Source organism: Staphylococcus sp. SA22 (assembly GCF_054165785.1).
In genome coordinates this window covers 121,949-138,147 of sequence record NZ_JBSZQY010000003.1, presented here as the reverse complement: position 1 = coordinate 138,147, position 16,199 = coordinate 121,949, and the positions used below count along the sequence as shown (strand labels likewise).

Annotated in this window: 14 protein-coding genes and 1 pseudogene; 7 read left to right on the top strand and 8 right to left on the bottom strand. The window is 34.1% G+C overall.

Going from position 1 to position 16,199, the window contains the following annotated elements; genetic code table 11:
- Positions 1-88 precede the first annotated feature (88 nt).
- Entirely contained in the window at positions 89-1,594 is a 1,506-nt protein-coding gene (gene fadD / locus ACXQH5_RS04520; protein ID WP_001008406.1) for a long-chain-fatty-acid--CoA ligase FadD, read from the bottom strand.
- Between the two features lie 25 nt (positions 1,595-1,619).
- Complete coding sequence (gene fadX, locus ACXQH5_RS04515) at positions 1,620-3,182, bottom strand: fatty acid degradation protein FadX (RefSeq protein ID WP_000810046.1); 1,563 nt, start codon at positions 3,180-3,182, stop codon at positions 1,620-1,622.
- A gap of 455 nt (positions 3,183-3,637) precedes the next feature.
- Here fadX and ACXQH5_RS04510 point away from each other — a divergent pair, with 455 nt between their 5' ends.
- Positions 3,638-4,780, top strand: a complete 1,143-nt coding sequence (locus ACXQH5_RS04510) for a PrsW family intramembrane metalloprotease (protein ID WP_078055962.1) — start codon at positions 3,638-3,640, stop codon at positions 4,778-4,780.
- A gap of 313 nt (positions 4,781-5,093) precedes the next feature.
- Here ACXQH5_RS04510 and nikA read toward each other — a convergent pair whose 3' ends face one another.
- From nikA to ACXQH5_RS04490, 4 genes are all read right to left on the bottom strand, one after another.
- Positions 5,094-6,569 (bottom strand): nickel ABC transporter substrate-binding protein, encoded by a 1,476-nt coding sequence (nikA, locus tag ACXQH5_RS04505; RefSeq protein WP_000669660.1) that lies wholly within the window; start codon positions 6,567-6,569, stop codon positions 5,094-5,096.
- A 197-nt stretch (positions 6,570-6,766) separates the two neighbouring features.
- Entirely contained in the window at positions 6,767-7,123 is a 357-nt protein-coding gene (locus ACXQH5_RS04500) for a DUF488 domain-containing protein (protein WP_000215216.1), read from the bottom strand.
- Between the two features lie 156 nt (positions 7,124-7,279).
- Positions 7,280-7,453, bottom strand: a complete 174-nt coding sequence (locus tag ACXQH5_RS04495; RefSeq protein WP_000773989.1) for a hypothetical protein — start codon at positions 7,451-7,453, stop codon at positions 7,280-7,282.
- Between the two features lie 25 nt (positions 7,454-7,478).
- Positions 7,479-8,624 (bottom strand): globin domain-containing protein, encoded by a 1,146-nt coding sequence (locus ACXQH5_RS04490; protein WP_000954819.1) that lies wholly within the window; start codon positions 8,622-8,624, stop codon positions 7,479-7,481.
- A gap of 154 nt (positions 8,625-8,778) precedes the next feature.
- Between ACXQH5_RS04490 and ACXQH5_RS04485 the strand changes: the two genes are divergently transcribed.
- Positions 8,779-8,886 carry a hypothetical protein gene (locus ACXQH5_RS04485; RefSeq protein ID WP_001791329.1) on the top strand — a complete coding sequence of 36 codons (108 nt, stop codon included), beginning with the start codon at positions 8,779-8,781 and terminating at the stop codon, positions 8,884-8,886.
- Positions 8,887-9,196: 310 nt separating this feature from the next.
- Positions 9,197-10,150, top strand: coding sequence for an L-lactate dehydrogenase (locus ACXQH5_RS04480; protein WP_001031880.1), 954 nt, complete (start codon positions 9,197-9,199; stop codon positions 10,148-10,150).
- Between the two features lie 168 nt (positions 10,151-10,318).
- On the opposite strand, the gene ACXQH5_RS04475 is transcribed toward ACXQH5_RS04480, so the two are convergent.
- A complete protein-coding gene (locus ACXQH5_RS04475) occupies positions 10,319-10,444 on the bottom strand; it encodes a hypothetical protein (RefSeq protein WP_001824062.1) in 126 nt (41 codons plus the stop codon).
- 26 nt (positions 10,445-10,470) lie between these two features.
- Complete coding sequence (locus ACXQH5_RS04470) at positions 10,471-12,000, bottom strand: PTS transporter subunit EIIC (RefSeq protein WP_000838207.1); 1,530 nt, start codon at positions 11,998-12,000, stop codon at positions 10,471-10,473.
- Positions 12,001-12,361: 361 nt separating this feature from the next.
- Between ACXQH5_RS04470 and ACXQH5_RS04465 the strand changes: the two genes are divergently transcribed.
- The 4 genes and pseudogenes from ACXQH5_RS04465 (at position 12,362) to ACXQH5_RS04450 (ending at position 16,183) form a co-directional block, all read left to right on the top strand.
- Positions 12,362-13,297 (top strand): nucleoside hydrolase, encoded by a 936-nt coding sequence (locus tag ACXQH5_RS04465; RefSeq protein WP_000823215.1) that lies wholly within the window; start codon positions 12,362-12,364, stop codon positions 13,295-13,297.
- Positions 13,298-13,406: 109 nt separating this feature from the next.
- A pseudogene (locus ACXQH5_RS04460) lies at positions 13,407-13,504 on the top strand (hypothetical protein).
- Between the two features lie 130 nt (positions 13,505-13,634).
- Entirely contained in the window at positions 13,635-15,731 is a 2,097-nt protein-coding gene (locus ACXQH5_RS04455) for a BglG family transcription antiterminator (RefSeq protein ID WP_001012742.1), read from the top strand.
- Positions 15,716-16,183, top strand: coding sequence for a PTS sugar transporter subunit IIA (locus ACXQH5_RS04450; protein WP_000531476.1), 468 nt, complete (start codon positions 15,716-15,718; stop codon positions 16,181-16,183). Before ACXQH5_RS04455 ends, ACXQH5_RS04450 begins: the two co-directional genes overlap by 16 nt.
- Positions 16,184-16,199: the final 16 nt, after the last annotated feature.

The window sequence follows — 16,199 nt, the reverse complement described above, 5'->3', positions numbered from 1 at the left end:
TGAATACTAATGTGAAATGCATTTAATTAAAAAACAACACGCTTCAAATGTAAACGCTTACACTGAATACCGAAAATTTTTATCACCTTTAAAGTGTTTGTGAGACTTTGTCATTCATCATTTGTCGAATCGCAAGTTTATCTGGTTTCTGCGTACTGTTTAACGGCATATGTGTCACTGGTACATACATTCTTGGGACTTTATAACCTGCTAAACGACTTCGCATATGTTGATCTAAAATTTCAGCGTAATGAGGTTCATCTTCGCGAAGTATAATGGCTGCAGCAATTGACTCACCATATTTTGGATGATCATAGCCAACGACCACACACCGGTCTACTAGTGGATGCTCAGCTAAAGCATTTTCGACTTCGGATGGTAAGACATTTTCGCCACCAGTTATGATTAATTCTTTTTTACGGTCAATAATAAATATATCGCCATCGTCGTCCATTTTTGCTAAATCTCCTGTCAATAAGTAACGACCATGAAACGCTTTAGCAGTCTCTGCTGGTTTATTCCAATATCCTGGCGTGACATTTTTAGCCTTAATTGCAAGTTCACCAATCTCGCCAGAAGGTACTTCTTCACCGTTATCATCAAGGATACGTGCATCAACAAACATGACTGCTTTACCAATACTCATTGGTTTACGTTTTGAATTTTCCGGTGTATTAACAAGTACAAGCGGTGCTTCAGTTAAGCCATAGCCGTTAATAATGTTTATGCCATATTGTTTAAAAGCTGCTTGGATACTTGGTAATGGTTGTGAACCACCTTGGATGATATAATCCATAGCTTTAAAATTTTCTGGATTAAAATTACTAGCACGTAGCGTACTATAATACATTGTCGGAATCATGATAATAAATGTAGGGTGATATTGTTCAATCATGTTATTCAATTCTTCGCCATTAAAGTAACGTTGAAGAATAAGTGTGCCTCCTGACATTAATACTGGTAATACAGTATCGTTAAACCCTAAAACATGAAACATTGGTGTTGATACAATCGTAATATAGTTTGAATTGAACTTGTACGTCAGCTCTAAGTTTGCACCGTTATGAACGAATGATTCATATGAGAACATCACACCTTTAGGTGATCCGGTTGTACCACTTGTATAAATTAATGCTGCAAGGTCTTGTGGTTCAACAGGAGTTGCTTGAAAAGGTTGGTGATAATCTGGATTTACGATTTCATCATATTGCGCTACATCAATATCCATATGCAATAAGTTTTGGTCAATATCGGTGAGTGAACTTAAATGTTTTTCAGCATAGAAGAGCAGTTTTAATTGTGCATCTTCCACAATGGCTGCAATTTCTTTTGGGTTAAGCCGCCAATTCAATGGTAAAAAAACCGCACCTGTTTTAAAACAAGCAAACAATAAATCTAATATTGCAATATCATTTGGCGCAAAAATACCGATAACATCGCCTTTTTTAACACCTTGAGATGTTAAATAATGTGCCATATTATCAGCGCGTGCATTGAGTTGTTGGTATGTCCAAGATGTTTGTTTTGCGTGATCAATAACGGCAGGCTTGTCATCATCGAAGTCTGAACGCGTTTTTATCCAATCGAAATTCATTAGTATACCCCCTTTAGCTTCACTTTCATACTTTATGAATTGATTGTTTAAGTTGTCCCCATTTTTCTTTGTAAATGCTGGTATCAATTAATTTTAAATGATCAGCAATAATTGGTTTAAAAGCCATTTGATTCAAAATATCTTTATGCAAATCAAGACCTGGTGCAATTTCAATTAGTTTCAAGCCTTGATTGGTGAGCTCGAATACTGCACGATCAGTAACAAAATAGACTTCTTGCTCGAGTGATTGTGAATATCGTGCATTAAAGTCGATATGGCTCACATCTGATACAAATTTCTGGTTTTGTCCTTCAGTTTCAATGTTTAATCGTTGATTATGACATGAGACATGACTGCCAGCTACAAAAGTACCTGAAAAGATAATTTTATTTACAGATTGCGTAATGTCTATAAAGCCGCCACATCCATTTAGTCGGTCATTGAAGTAAGATACGTTGACATTGCCGTATTGATCAACCTCAGCAAAGCTAAGATAGGCAACTGATACACCATTGTTATAAATAAAATCCCATGCTCGATCATGAGGCATGCGCACATCTGCATTGTAATTCATACCAAAATGTTCACGACTCCCAACGAATCCACCGAAAATGCCAACATCTAGAATCGGTTGCACATCATGTTCAACACATTCTTCATGCAATAAATTAGAGAGTTCATTATTGATGCCATAACCGATGCTAATTGTATCGCCATAAGTTAAAAACTGAGCAGCACGTCGGAGAATCAATTTGCGACTATTAAAAGGTAATGCGGTTTCAGGTATTCCATCAATTCGTTCTTCTCCAGACAAGGCTGGTAAATAATGACTCTGAATTACTTGGCGGTGATTCTTTTCATCTTCTGTGACGTATACATAATCGACAAGATTTCCTGGGATAACAACTTCATTCGGTTTTAGTTGATAGTCGTCAACTAAATCTTTAACTTGTACAATAACTTTCCCATGATTGGCTTTCGTGTTTAATGCGACATGATAACACTCGCTCAAGTACGCTTCTTGAGTTAAATAAATGTTACCTTGTTGATCTGCGTATGTTCCTCTCAGTAGTGCCACATCAACGCTAGGGAATGTGTAGTGTAAGTATGTTTCATCGTTGATGGTTACTAATGAAACTAAATCATCAGTTGTTCGTGTATTTACTTTACCGCCACCGTATCTAGGATCAACAGCTGTGTTTAATCCGATTTTAGTAATAACTCCAGGTAATAATTGATTACTCTGACGATAATGAGTTGCAATGATACCTTGTGGTAAAAAATAAGCTTCAATGTCATTATTTTTCATTGCTTGTGCCGTTTTGGAAGAAGCCGTTAAAATGCTCATAATGACACGTTTAATCATACGACGTTCTATAAAATCATCTAAATCCGGTGCGGCACCTAAACTATGGATATCATTCGCTAATATAAACGTTAAATCATTGGGCGTATGATATGTGTCATGTTGCGCTAACACAGCACGTAGAACTTCGGCGGGTAAGTTGGCTACAGCTAATGCTGGTAAACCAATCACATCACCATCTTTAATGATATGTTGTAAGTCGTGCCATGTGATTTGTTTCAAGCAAGTCACCTCCATCACATTTGATAAAATATAGTGTTTTTACACTTTGTGTAAACCCTTACAAGAAATATAACATAACGACGTTTAAAATCAATTAGAAATATCTTTTTATTCTGATAATAGACACAGTATAGACACATTTTAATGGCCGATAACAATTGTAATATCAAGGGTTTGTAATGAATTGAATATCATTAAAATACTTATATAAAAATATTGCTCGGAATATAAAAAGTTAAATAGGTTTTGATTTTCAAATATGGAATACAAGGTGCCCAATCGAACAAAGTATTTATATTAAAATATGGAAAATCCATCAATATTAAATTAAAATAGTTTTATTATGAAAAGTGAAAGTAGGTAAGTCTATGGAAGGTCTTAATCATCGAAGAAATACAGAAAAAGAAGAGACAATACAAACGCAATCAGTTGCACCTAATACAGGTGAAGAGGGGATGTCATCAGCAATTACACAATCAACTAAGACGTCCGACATACATAATGAATCTATCGATAAACAAATGGAAGCCAAAGCGCATGAAACAGCGCAAAATGCAGATTTAAAAAACGAAGCAAGAAGTTTATTTGATAATGCAACCAAATCAATCGGTAGACTAGCCGGCAATGATGAAAGCTTAAATCTTAATTTAAAAGATATGTTTTCTGAAGTATTTAAGCCACATACTAAAAACGAAGCAGATGAAATATTTATAGCGGGTACTGCTAAAACTACGCCAGCAATTTGTGATATATCAGAAGAATGGGGGAAGCCATGGCTCTTTTCTCGAGTATTCATCGCTTTCACAGTAACATTTATTGGATTATGGGTCATGGCAGCGATTTTTAATAACACAAACGCGATTCCGGGTCTCATTTTTATAGGGGCTTTAACAGTACCATTATCGGGTTTGTTCTTCTTTTATGAATCAAATGCGTTTAAAAATATTAGCATTTTTGAAGTTATTATCATGTTCTTTATTGGCGGAGTATTTTCATTACTAAGTACGATGGTATTATATAGATTTGTCGTTTTTAGTGATCAATTCGAAAGGTTTGGTTCTTTAACATTTTTCGATGCATTTTTAGTAGGATTAGTTGAAGAAACTGGAAAAGCGCTCATTATTGTTTATTTCGTCAATAAATTGAAAACAAATAAGATTTTGAATGGATTATTAATCGGTGCTGCTATTGGTGCAGGGTTCGCAGTTTTTGAATCAGCAGGTTATATTTTGAATTTCGCTTTAGGGGAAAATGTCCCATTATTAGATATTGTCTTCACACGTGCGTGGACTGCGATTGGTGGTCATTTAGTTTGGTCAGCGATTGTTGGTGCTGCAATAGTTATTGTGAAAGAACAGCATGGCTTTGAATTCAAAGATATTTTTGATAAACGCTTTTTAATATTCTTTTTATCAGCCGTTGGTTTACATGGCATTTGGGATACATCTTTAACTATACTTGGCAGTGATACGTTGAAAATATTTATTTTAATCGTTATTGTGTGGATACTTGTATTCATTTTAATGGGGGCAGGTTTAAAACAAGTGAATTTACTGCAGAAAGAATTTAAAGAACAACAGAAAAAAGTAGACGAATAATAATTAAAGCTAATGTTGCTCATATGTTTGTGACATAAGCTATTTTTATAATTAGTCTTTAAAAGAGTGGAAGTGGAATACTTTTTGGAGTTAAAAAAGTGTTTCACGTTAAACAAATAGTGACAATTAGGTTTATATAAAATGAATATGATTCACTGAAAGTATGTAATAATCATTTTATTGAAATTCATCAAACAGAAATTAATACAATCATATAAGCAAATTAAACCACGCCATAATCATATTGGATGACTTCGGCGTGGTTTTTATAGTTGAAGTGGGGCTGAGACATAAATCAATGTCCCACACTCCCTTATCGTTCAATCGTTGTTCGATAATCGATTAAATAGATACCTTCAGGTGTTACTTTATAATTTTTAACCTTAGAGTTAGCAGCGACTATTTGATCGTTGTAAGCAATATAACTGTTTGGTACATCTCGACTTGATAATTTAATAATATCATTAGAAATATTGTGACGTTCCTTAACATCTACAGTGTGATTCAATTGATTAATTAAAGCATCAACGTTGCTATTATTGTAGTCTCCTTTATTAATAGCACCATCTTTTTTATATGCTTGATTAAAGAAATAGCCTGTATCTCCACGAGGAATCGTTCCGAAACTATACATCGTTGCATCCCATGCAGAACGGTCTGTTAAGTAACCTTCTATGTCATCAACACTTTTAATGTCGATTTCAATATTTGCTTTTTTAGCATCTGATTGTAATACTTGCGCAATTTTCGATAGTTCTGGACGACCGTCATACGTAATTAACTTAATTTTTAAAGGGTGTTCTTTTGTATAACCATCTTTAGCTAATAACGTTTTTGCTTGTTCGATATTTTGTTTGGTTAACTTAGGTTCTTTAATATATGGAATTTTATCATTAAATGGACTCGTTGCAGGTTTCGCGTAACCTTGATAAATATGATCTGCAATACCTTGTCTATCAATGATATGATCTAATGCTTCACGAACGGATTTAGTCATTTTTTTATTAGTATGATTATACATAAGTAAAGAAGTTCTAAATCCAGATTCTTTTGACACTTTTAAATTTTGATTATTTTCTATGTCTTGAACTTTATTAACTGGGACATCAGTTATTAAGTCATCTTTTTGAGATTCTAAATTTCTGACGCGATTATTGCCATCTTCTTGGTACGTCACAGTAATATGATCAAGTTTCGGTTTACCTTGCCAATAGTCCTTAAAATTCGACAATGATATTTTTCGAGATTGCTTATAATCTTTTATTTGGTAAGGGCCTGTAGCAACAGGAGTTTGATTAACATCTGATTTAGCATCTGTATCATAAATTGCCATAAAAGGATTAGCTAATTCAGATACAAGTTCAGGGTAAGCGGAGCTGGTTTTAATTGTCAGTTTTTGACCTTTAGCGGTAATTGATGATATTGGTAATGAATATTTGACCAAGTCGCTTTTTTTTATGCTATTTTCAAGGCTAGATTTCACTTTTTCTGCAGTCAATTTTTGACCGTTTTGAAATTTAATATTATCTTTTAATTCAATATCTAACGTTGTATCATTTGGTTGATGATACGATTTCACTAATACTTTTTCTATTTTTCCTTGATCATTTGTTTTAAATAATGATTCTGCAGCACCAATCTTAACTGGTACATCTGTTTCATAAGGTGCAATAGACTTTGTTTTTAACGGTAACGAAATATTTAAGTCTTTGCCAGATGAATGCATTGAGCCACATCCTGATAACACTAATACTGCTGAAAATATAGTTGCTAGTCTTTTAAACTTCATTTCATTAACACTCTCTTTCTAATTACTATGTAAAACCCAATAATTAATATTTTAAAACTTTATTTTGTTAAAGTAAAATGTTGTTCAAGTTTAGTAATTATTAAAGTTCAATTAATTGTAGTAATTATGCTTTTTAAAAATAAATATTAGAAATGAAGTTAGCGACATGTATAGTGATTCACGACAAACATATATACCTAAGTATTGAGCAACTGCTGTAGTACTACAGCTTGGTTATGTTTAGTATCTTTTGCTGCATATAACAATAGAACATGATTATGCTGATTTACAATATCCTTTAATTTTTCAAAAGCATCTTTTTGCGCATCCTGATCACGTAATTCTTTTTCGTATTTTTCTTTAAAAGCTCCAAAAAGTTTAGGATCATGTTGGAACCATTGTCGCAACTCAGTAGATGGAGCAATGTCTTTTAACCAATAATCTAGGTTAGCAGTTCTTTTCGAAATACCTCTCGGCCAGACTCTATCGACTAGGATACGAATAGCGTCGGTATTATCTTTATTGTCATAAATCCGTCCAATATCTACGGTCATCTTGTGAACTCCTTTCTTATGAAATTCAGTGAGCATACATCAATGCATGTTGGGGTGGGACGACGAAATAAATTTTGCGAAAATATCATTTCTGTCCAACTCCCAATTAAAAAACAGCCATGACAAAGTAAAGTCATAGCTGTTTTTGTATAGATGTCATTTATTTTTACGTTTAGTTAAATACTTCAAACCAACTGCAAAGACCGTGTACCCGGCTATGGTTTGTATCAATGTTTTAATTAAATTATTATTTTTAACAATAATATTTGCAGTAACAATACTTACGAAATATAATGCAAATACTTTTACGTAACGTTGATTAAGTTTCATATGAGCACTAAACCTCTTTTCTCAGTTATACTGCAACGCTTAGTCTTGGAATAAATGTTTCGTAGTGTACGCGATCCATATCGTAATTTAAAGATTTAAGTGCTTCGATCATAGATTGTAAGAATTTTGTACCACCACAGATATAAATTTCAGGTTTATTTGCTAAAAATACTTGTAATTCTTCAGCGCCAATATAGCCTTGTTTATCTTTTAAGTGAGTATATAACTTAGCGTTGTCATGATGGCTTGCGATACTGTTGAAGTTGTCTTTGAAAGGTAAATGTTGTTCATTTTCAGCAACTTGAACCATCTGTGTATCTAAACCTTTGGCAGAGGCAGCTTCATACATTGCTACTAAAGGTGTGACGCCAATACCTGAACCTAAGAAAAGTTGTGGTTCAGTCGTATTCTCTAATACGAATCCACCTACAGGCGCAGCTAGATTAATCGTATCGCCTTCTTTAATCTCATCGTGTAAAATTGTTGAAACTTCGCCTTCATGTTCTGTTGTAACATCACGTTTAACGCCAAAAGTTAAATGGTTTTTATCACCTGATACGATAGAATAGTGACGTTTAGCTCTATATGGAAGTTTATCACTAGAAACATCAACTGTGATGTATTGGCCTGGTGTAAATTCACTAAAGTCATATTCTTCAGTTTCAACTGTAAATGATTTAATGTCTTCAGATTCTTGTTTAATATTGGTAATTTTGAATGGTTTAAAACCAATCCACATCATTTGATCATAAATTTCTTTTTCAATTTGGATGAACACATCCGCAATAACACCATATGCTTTCGCCCAAGCTTGAATGACAGGGTCATTTTCTTCTAATCCTGTCACGTCTTGAATGGCTTTTAATAAATTTTCCCCCACAATTGGATAATGTTCAGCATAAACTTGTAGTGCGCAGTGTTTATATGCAACTGGCATAATGACTGGTTTAATAATACTTAAGTTATCGATGTTAACAGCTGCAGCCATTACTGCTTGTGCTAATGCTGAAGATTGCATGCCTCTTTTTTGGTTCGTTTGATTAAACATATTTAAAAGTTCAGGATGTGCCTTAAACATTTTCGGATAAAAAGTTGACGTAATTTCTGTTCCTTTTTCTTTAAGCAATGGCACCGTTTGTTTGATTATGTCTTTCTCTTGTTCTGTAAGCATGATACTCCTCCTTTAATCTGTCTATTTTGATTATTCTACTAAAAATTTCGATATTCAATTAATTGGTTTGAGAAAATATAAATAAAATGGCAAATTTGATAATTGTATGACATTTTTAATTTTTTAAATACTTATCAATAAGCATTGTGTACAATTGTCTGTTTGCACACCGACGATTGCGCGCATTTATTTGACTAATTCAAAAAACATTGTTGTTTTCTTAGAAAAAAGTAAACATGATAATAAAAATGTGAAAGTGTAAATAATCACTGGCGAAGTACGAAGACTAAAGACGTCTAAGATGTAATCGTATACAAATTAAAAAGGTGTAAAAATTAAATTAAAATGTGAAATAAATCACAATTTAATATTGACCCAGTACTTAATGCATGTTACATTTTATATGTGAAATAAATCACAAACTTAAAAGCGGATGACACATGACCTTTTAAGTTATGCGTTGAAAATAAAAGAGATGTTTATTTGCTTTTGTATCGTCAATAAGCAGCATTAAACTAACATATTTGAAACTACATGTATGTTAGTGAATTAATCATAAGGGAGTTTTTGTAATGAACAAATTTAAAGGGAACAAAGTTGTATTAATAGGTAATGGTGCAGTAGGTTCAAGCTACGCATTTTCATTAGTGAACCAAAGCATTGTTGATGAATTAGTCATCATTGATTTAGACACTGAAAAAGTTCGAGGAGATGTTATGGATTTAAAACATGCCACACCATATTCTCCAACAACAGTTCGTGTGAAAGCTGGCGAATACAGTGATTGTCATGATGCGGATCTAGTTGTCATCTGTGCTGGTGCTGCACAAAAACCTGGAGAAACACGTTTAGATTTAGTATCTAAAAACTTGAAAATATTCAAATCAATTGTTGGTGAAGTAATGGCATCAAAATTTGATGGTATTTTCTTGGTAGCTACAAATCCTGTTGATATTTTAGCGTATGCAACATGGAAATTCTCTGGTTTACCTAAAGAACGTGTTATAGGTTCTGGTACAATTTTAGACTCTGCACGCTTTAGATTATTGTTAAGCGAAGCGTTCGATGTTGCGCCACGTAGCGTCGATGCTCAAATTATTGGTGAACATGGTGACACTGAATTACCAGTATGGTCACACGCTAATATTGCGGGTCAACCTTTGAAGACATTACTTGAACAACGTCCTGAGGGCAAAGCGCAAATTGAACAAATTTTTGTTCAAACACGTGATGCAGCATATGACATTATTCAAGCTAAAGGTGCCACTTATTATGGTGTTGCAATGGGATTAGCTAGAATTACTGAAGCGATTTTCAGAAATGAAGATGCCGTATTGACTGTATCAGCATTATTAGAAGGCGAATATGATGAAGAAGATGTTTATATTGGTGTTCCAGCAGTCATCAATAGAAACGGTATTCGCAACGTCGTAGAAATCCCATTAAACGACGAAGAACAAAGCAAGTTCGCACATTCAGCTAAAACATTAAAAGATATTATGGCTGAAGCAGAAGAACTTAAATAACTTTTTATAAAATCTATACCATTCCAAAAATTGTAAAACCTTACCCCAAAAAATTGTATAAAGGGCTATTTGATACAACTATATGTGTCGAGTAGCCCTATTTTTAATGTAGTGAAAGTCGTTGTTGAAATTAAATTCAAATCTGGCACTTAAGCTTTAATCATAGCATTAAGATGATTGTCTAGCAGAGGCGATTTGCGGACTCACTACAGTGCATGATGAACTTAATGTTTCAAATGCAACATTAAAAATAAAAGCAACGATGTTACTTCTTACTTCGTACATCGTTGCCATTAGTTCTGTTGATATTTCGGTTAGTCTTAATCCCCGAGCAATTCTTCAATTTCATTTTTGATAACTGTAACGTGAGGCCCATAAATTACTTGCACACCAGTGCCTTGCTGGATTACACCTTTGGCACCAGTACTTTCGAGTAATACTTTATCGACTTTGTCATTTTGATGAAGTGTGACGCGTAGTCTCGTTGCACAACAGTCAACGATTTCAATGTTATCTTCGCCTCCCAAACCAGCAACAATAGTTTGTGCTCTTTCAGTAGCCTCAACTTGTTGTGCTGCAACTTTATCTTCACGACCAGGTGTTTTGAAATTAAATTTCGTAATTAAGAATCTGAAAACGATGTAATATAAACAGAACCACACAATTCCAATAGGTATGACGTATAGGTAGTTTGTTTTACTATTACCTTGTAGCACACCAAAAAGTAAGAAATCGATAAAGCCTCCACTGAAGGTTTGACCAATTGTAATGTTGAAAATGTCTGCCATCATAAATGCTAATCCATCAAAGAAGGCATGGATTACATAAAGAATAGGTGCGACAAACAGGAAACTAAACTCTAAAGGTTCGGTAATACCTGTTAAAAATGAAGTGAGTGCAGCGGATAACATTAAACCGCCGACAACTTTTTTATGTTCAGGTTTAGCTGTGTGATAAATTGCAAGTGCGGCACCACATAAGCCGAACATCATCGTAATAAAACGGCCTGACATAAAGCGTGACACACCTGAATAATACTTCGTCACATCTGGATCACCAAGTTGAGCAAAGAAGATGTTCTGCGTACCTTGAACTAAGTGCCCTTTGACTTCTAAAGTACCACCAAGTGCCGTCTGCCAAAACGGTAAGTAAAAAATATGATGTAAACCGAGTGGACCTAACAATCTTAAGATGAAGCCATAAACAAAAGTACCGATGGCACCTGTTTTCGTTACAAATCCACCAACATGATAAATGCCGGCTTGTATGCTTGGCCAAATGAAAAACATCAATACACCTAAAAAGATTGCGGCAAATGCTGTGACAATAGGGACAAATCTAGAGCCACCAAAGAAACCTAAATACGGTGGTAATACCACTTTGTGATATTTGTTGTGAAGTATTGCGGTCATAATACCTGTGATAATCCCGCCAAAAACACCGGTTTCAACCGTTTGTATACCGAGCACCATGCCTTGTCCATTTTGTGCAAGCTGATCTTTTGCCAATGTGCCCGTGATAGTTAATAAACCATTCATAGTTGCGTTCATAATTAAGAAACCGAGCAGTGCAGCTAAACCTGCAGTACCTTTATCGCTTCTAGATAATCCGATTGCGACACCAATTGCAAAGATGACTGGTAAATTTTGGAAAACAATACTACCTGCAGCTGACATTAATGTAAAAATATTTTGTAATAAGGTAATATCTAAAATAGGGTATGCTTTAACGGTGTTTGGATTACTTAATGCACCACCGATACCCAACAATAGACCTGCAGCTGGTAAGATTGCGATAGGTAACATAAAGGACTTGCCGAACTGCTGTGCTTTTTCAAATAAAGATTTCATCAACATCCCTCCTAATTATTCTCAATATAGCTTTTGAGAAATTTAATATCAATATATATTCTGTGGATGAAAATATTTTTCATAAAAATTGTTTGAATCATGTAACAATCATATAAATTGCTGTTTATATTGTTGTGAAAATGAGTTGACAAAAGTCGTATAAATCTGTAGACATCCTATTTTTTAGCGAGGTAGGGTGACAAAGAATATCGGATAAATTTATAAGCCATAAAATAGATAAATAGTGTTTGTATCCAAAACTATGAGAAAGTTAAAACTATTTTTCAAAATAAACATGATTCACCACATAAATAAATATACATAAGCAATCGATAACAACTTAAGAAAGGTGGATATATAAATGAAAAGAAAGATTATTATGGATTGTGATCCAGGACACGATGATGCAATAGCATTAATTTTAGCGGGGGCAATTGACAGTCCACTAGAGATATTAGCTGTAACCACAGTCGCAGGTAATCAATCAGTTGACAAGAATACGACAAACGCCTTGAACGTATTGGATATTATGGGACGCCAAGATATAGCAGTAGCGAAAGGTGCGGATAGGCCGTTAATTAAACCAGCTGCCTTTGCTTCTGAAATACATGGGGAATCTGGATTAGATGGTCCGAAACTACCGTCGACACCATCACGTCAAGCAGTTGCAATGCCAGCATCAGATGTGATTATTAACAAAGTGATGACGAGTGATACACCTGTAACAATTGTAGCGACAGGTCCTCTTACGAATGTAGCAACGGCATTGATTCGTGAGCCAAGAATCGCTGAGCATATTGAATCTATTACTTTGATGGGTGGTGGTACATTTGGAAATTGGACGCCTACAGCAGAATTCAATATTTGGGTAGATGCTGAAGCAGCGAAGCGTGTTTTTGAAAGTGGGATTACTATAAATGTGTTTGGTTTAGATGTAACACATCAAGTTTTAGCCGACGATCACGTGATTGAACGCTTTGAAAGTATCAATAATCCTGTTGCACAGTTCGTCGTAGAATTATTGCAATTCTTTAAGAAAACATACAAGACTCACTTTAATATGGACGGTGGTCCAATACATGATGCTTGTACGATTTTGTATTTGTTACAACCAGAATTGTTTACAATGGTACCCGTTAATATCGACATTGAACATCAAAGTCCACTAACTTATGGCACTATGGCTGTCGATTTAAATCATGTTACAGGTAAGCCTGCCAATGCTTATTTTGCTACAGCAGTTGATGTTGAAGAAGTGTGGAACTTGATAGATCATAAGTTACGTACATACGAATAATAATACTTAATTAAATAGATACAGTTAGCCCTAAGGTGCCTGATTTAAGCGTCCTTAGGGTTTTTGTATTGGATTACAATGGTCATGACAATTTGATAATGATTGAGCTATGTATGTTAAAAATGCTTCAAAAAACACAAAATACAAAAATATATGCAAAAATTTCAATTGCTTTATTTTAAAAGATTAAAATCACAAAAAATATAGATATAATTGAAATGTTGTTAAAACATCACAATGATGTACATGCTCATTTTGAAAATATGTGTTCAAAGTGTGTACATCGGTGTGACGATTGATGATAAATTGAGCTCAGATGCTCAAAGGAGGATCGAACATGAACGGGGATAATCAGCAAATACTCAGAGAAATTGTATTGAATCCTACTATTCATGGTAAAGAACTTGAATCGATATTTGGTTTGTCTCGTAGACAACTAGGATATCGCATTCAAAAAATCAATTTGTGGCTTGAACAAGAGGGTTATCCAAAACTTGAAAGAACAAGCCAAGGAAATTTTATTGTAAGTTCTGAAATCATGACGTTATTCAAACGAGATGTATCGGAGCAGCAAATGTTAAACGGAAACAATGTCATTTTTAGCATAGAAACACGTCGTTATTATTTAATGCTCATGCTTTTTAGTAAGGAAAACGCAATGTCTCTAAACCATTTTTCAATTGATTTACAAGTCAGTAAAAATACTGTCATTCACGATATAAATCATGTGAAAGAGCAATTGGAAAATCATGGTTTGTCACTTAAGTATTCTCGAAAACATGGTTATGAAATTGTTGGTGATGAATTTGAAGTTCGCCGTTTCTTCATTAAGTTGATTGATCAAAGGTTGAATCATGATATTACTAAAAGTGAAGTTTTAAAGGCGCTCAACTTAACATTCGAAGATATCGCATATCAAAAAGACAAGATCAAACAGGTAGAACAATTTTTGAAGAGTCGCTTTATAGACAAATCACTTAGTTCATTGCCTTATGTCCTTTGTGTGATTCGTAGACGAATTCAAAGTGGTCATGTGATTAATCCATTAAATATTAATTATCAGTATTTGAGGGATACGAAAGAATATCAAGCAACGGAGATTATGACGCAACATGAGCCGGATTTGCCAGAAGCGGAAAAGTTATATTTGACATTACACTTACTTTCAACAAGTGTGCAATGGACTGATTTGCAGGAATCAGATAATATATCGAATTTAACGATGGCCATCGCTCAAATGATTCACCATTTTGAACAAATCACTTTTATTAACATTGAAGATAAGGAGAAATTATCACAGCAACTCTTGTTACATTTAACGCCTGCTTTTTATAGGATTAAATATAACTTAACGGATCGTGATGAATTAATAAATCCTTTACAAGGAAATTATCAATCCTTATTTCATATGGTGAAACAATCATGTCAATCGTTAACTGAATATTTCGGAAAATCGTTGCCTGATAATGAAATAGCATATTTAACCATGTTGTTCGGAGGTAGTTTGAGACGTCAAGATGAAAACTTCGATGGCAAGATAAAAGCTATTATCGTGTGTACACAAGGCACGTCAGTATCACAAATGATGTTATACGAGTTGCGAAACTTATTTCCAGAAATTATTTTCTTAGATGCGATTTCACTTAGAACATTTGAAAATTACACATTAGATTATGACATCGTCTTTTCACCAATGTTTGTCCTAACACATAAAAAATTATTTATCACAAAAGTAGCTTTATCTGAAAATGAGCAACGAAAGTTACGTAAAGATGTGATGAAGTACATTAATAAGGAATCGGCTGACATTGATAAGGAAATAAACAAGTTAATGGCATTAATTGAACGCACAACGACAGTTAATGACATTACAGAACTACGTGATGGTCTAGAAGATTTTATTGCGAATTATAATTCAATTTCAACCATTAATGGATCGATTGTCACACAAAATAAGACATTAGATTTAGCTGACTTGATACCAGCAAGGCACGTGAAAAGAATACATCATGTTGAAAATATTGATGAAGCTATTGCTAAAGCAAGTGATGTGTTAGTTGCTAATCATTTTATTGATATTAAATATATTCATGAGATGCAACAGGTATTTGATGATTCGTATATGGTTATCATGCAAAATATTGCTATTCCACATGCATACTCTGAAAAGCATGTACATAAAACAGCGATGAGTATGTTGATATTACAAGAACCAATATACATGTCAGATGGCACAGCAATCCATATTATTGTACCTATTGCTGCTGTTGATAAAGTGACACACTTAAGAGCGTTACTACAATTGAGAGATGTGGCGCAAGACAATGACGCAATTAAGCGCATCATACAAAGTCGCAGAAATTCTGATGTTAATGAGATTTTAAAAAATTATTCAAATAAAGAAGCGAGGGAAAATGGATGGGACAGCAATTAGTGCATAAAGAAAATATAATGCTCAATTTGTCGGCAACTGATAAAGAATCCGTATTGTCACAAATGTCAGATGTGTTATTTCAAAATGGGTTCGTGAAGTCAACGTTTAAAGATGCAGTCATCGACAGAGAAAAAGAATTTGCTACTGGTTTACCAACGCATCTATGTTCGGTCGCTATACCGCATACAGATGTCGAACATATTAACCATAGAACGATAGGTGTGGCTGTTCTAGAAAAAGAAGTGCCGTTTATTGAAATGGGAACACTTGATCAACAGACAGAAGTGAAAATCGTTTTTATGTTAGCAATGGATAAAGTAGATGATCAACTTAAGCTGTTACAACAGTTGATGCAAATTTTTCAAAGTGAAGAAAAATTGGAGCAGATTCTACGAACGAAAGATGAAACAATTTTAGCAACACTAATCAATGATTATTTGGAATATAACTAAAAATTAATTGGAGGAA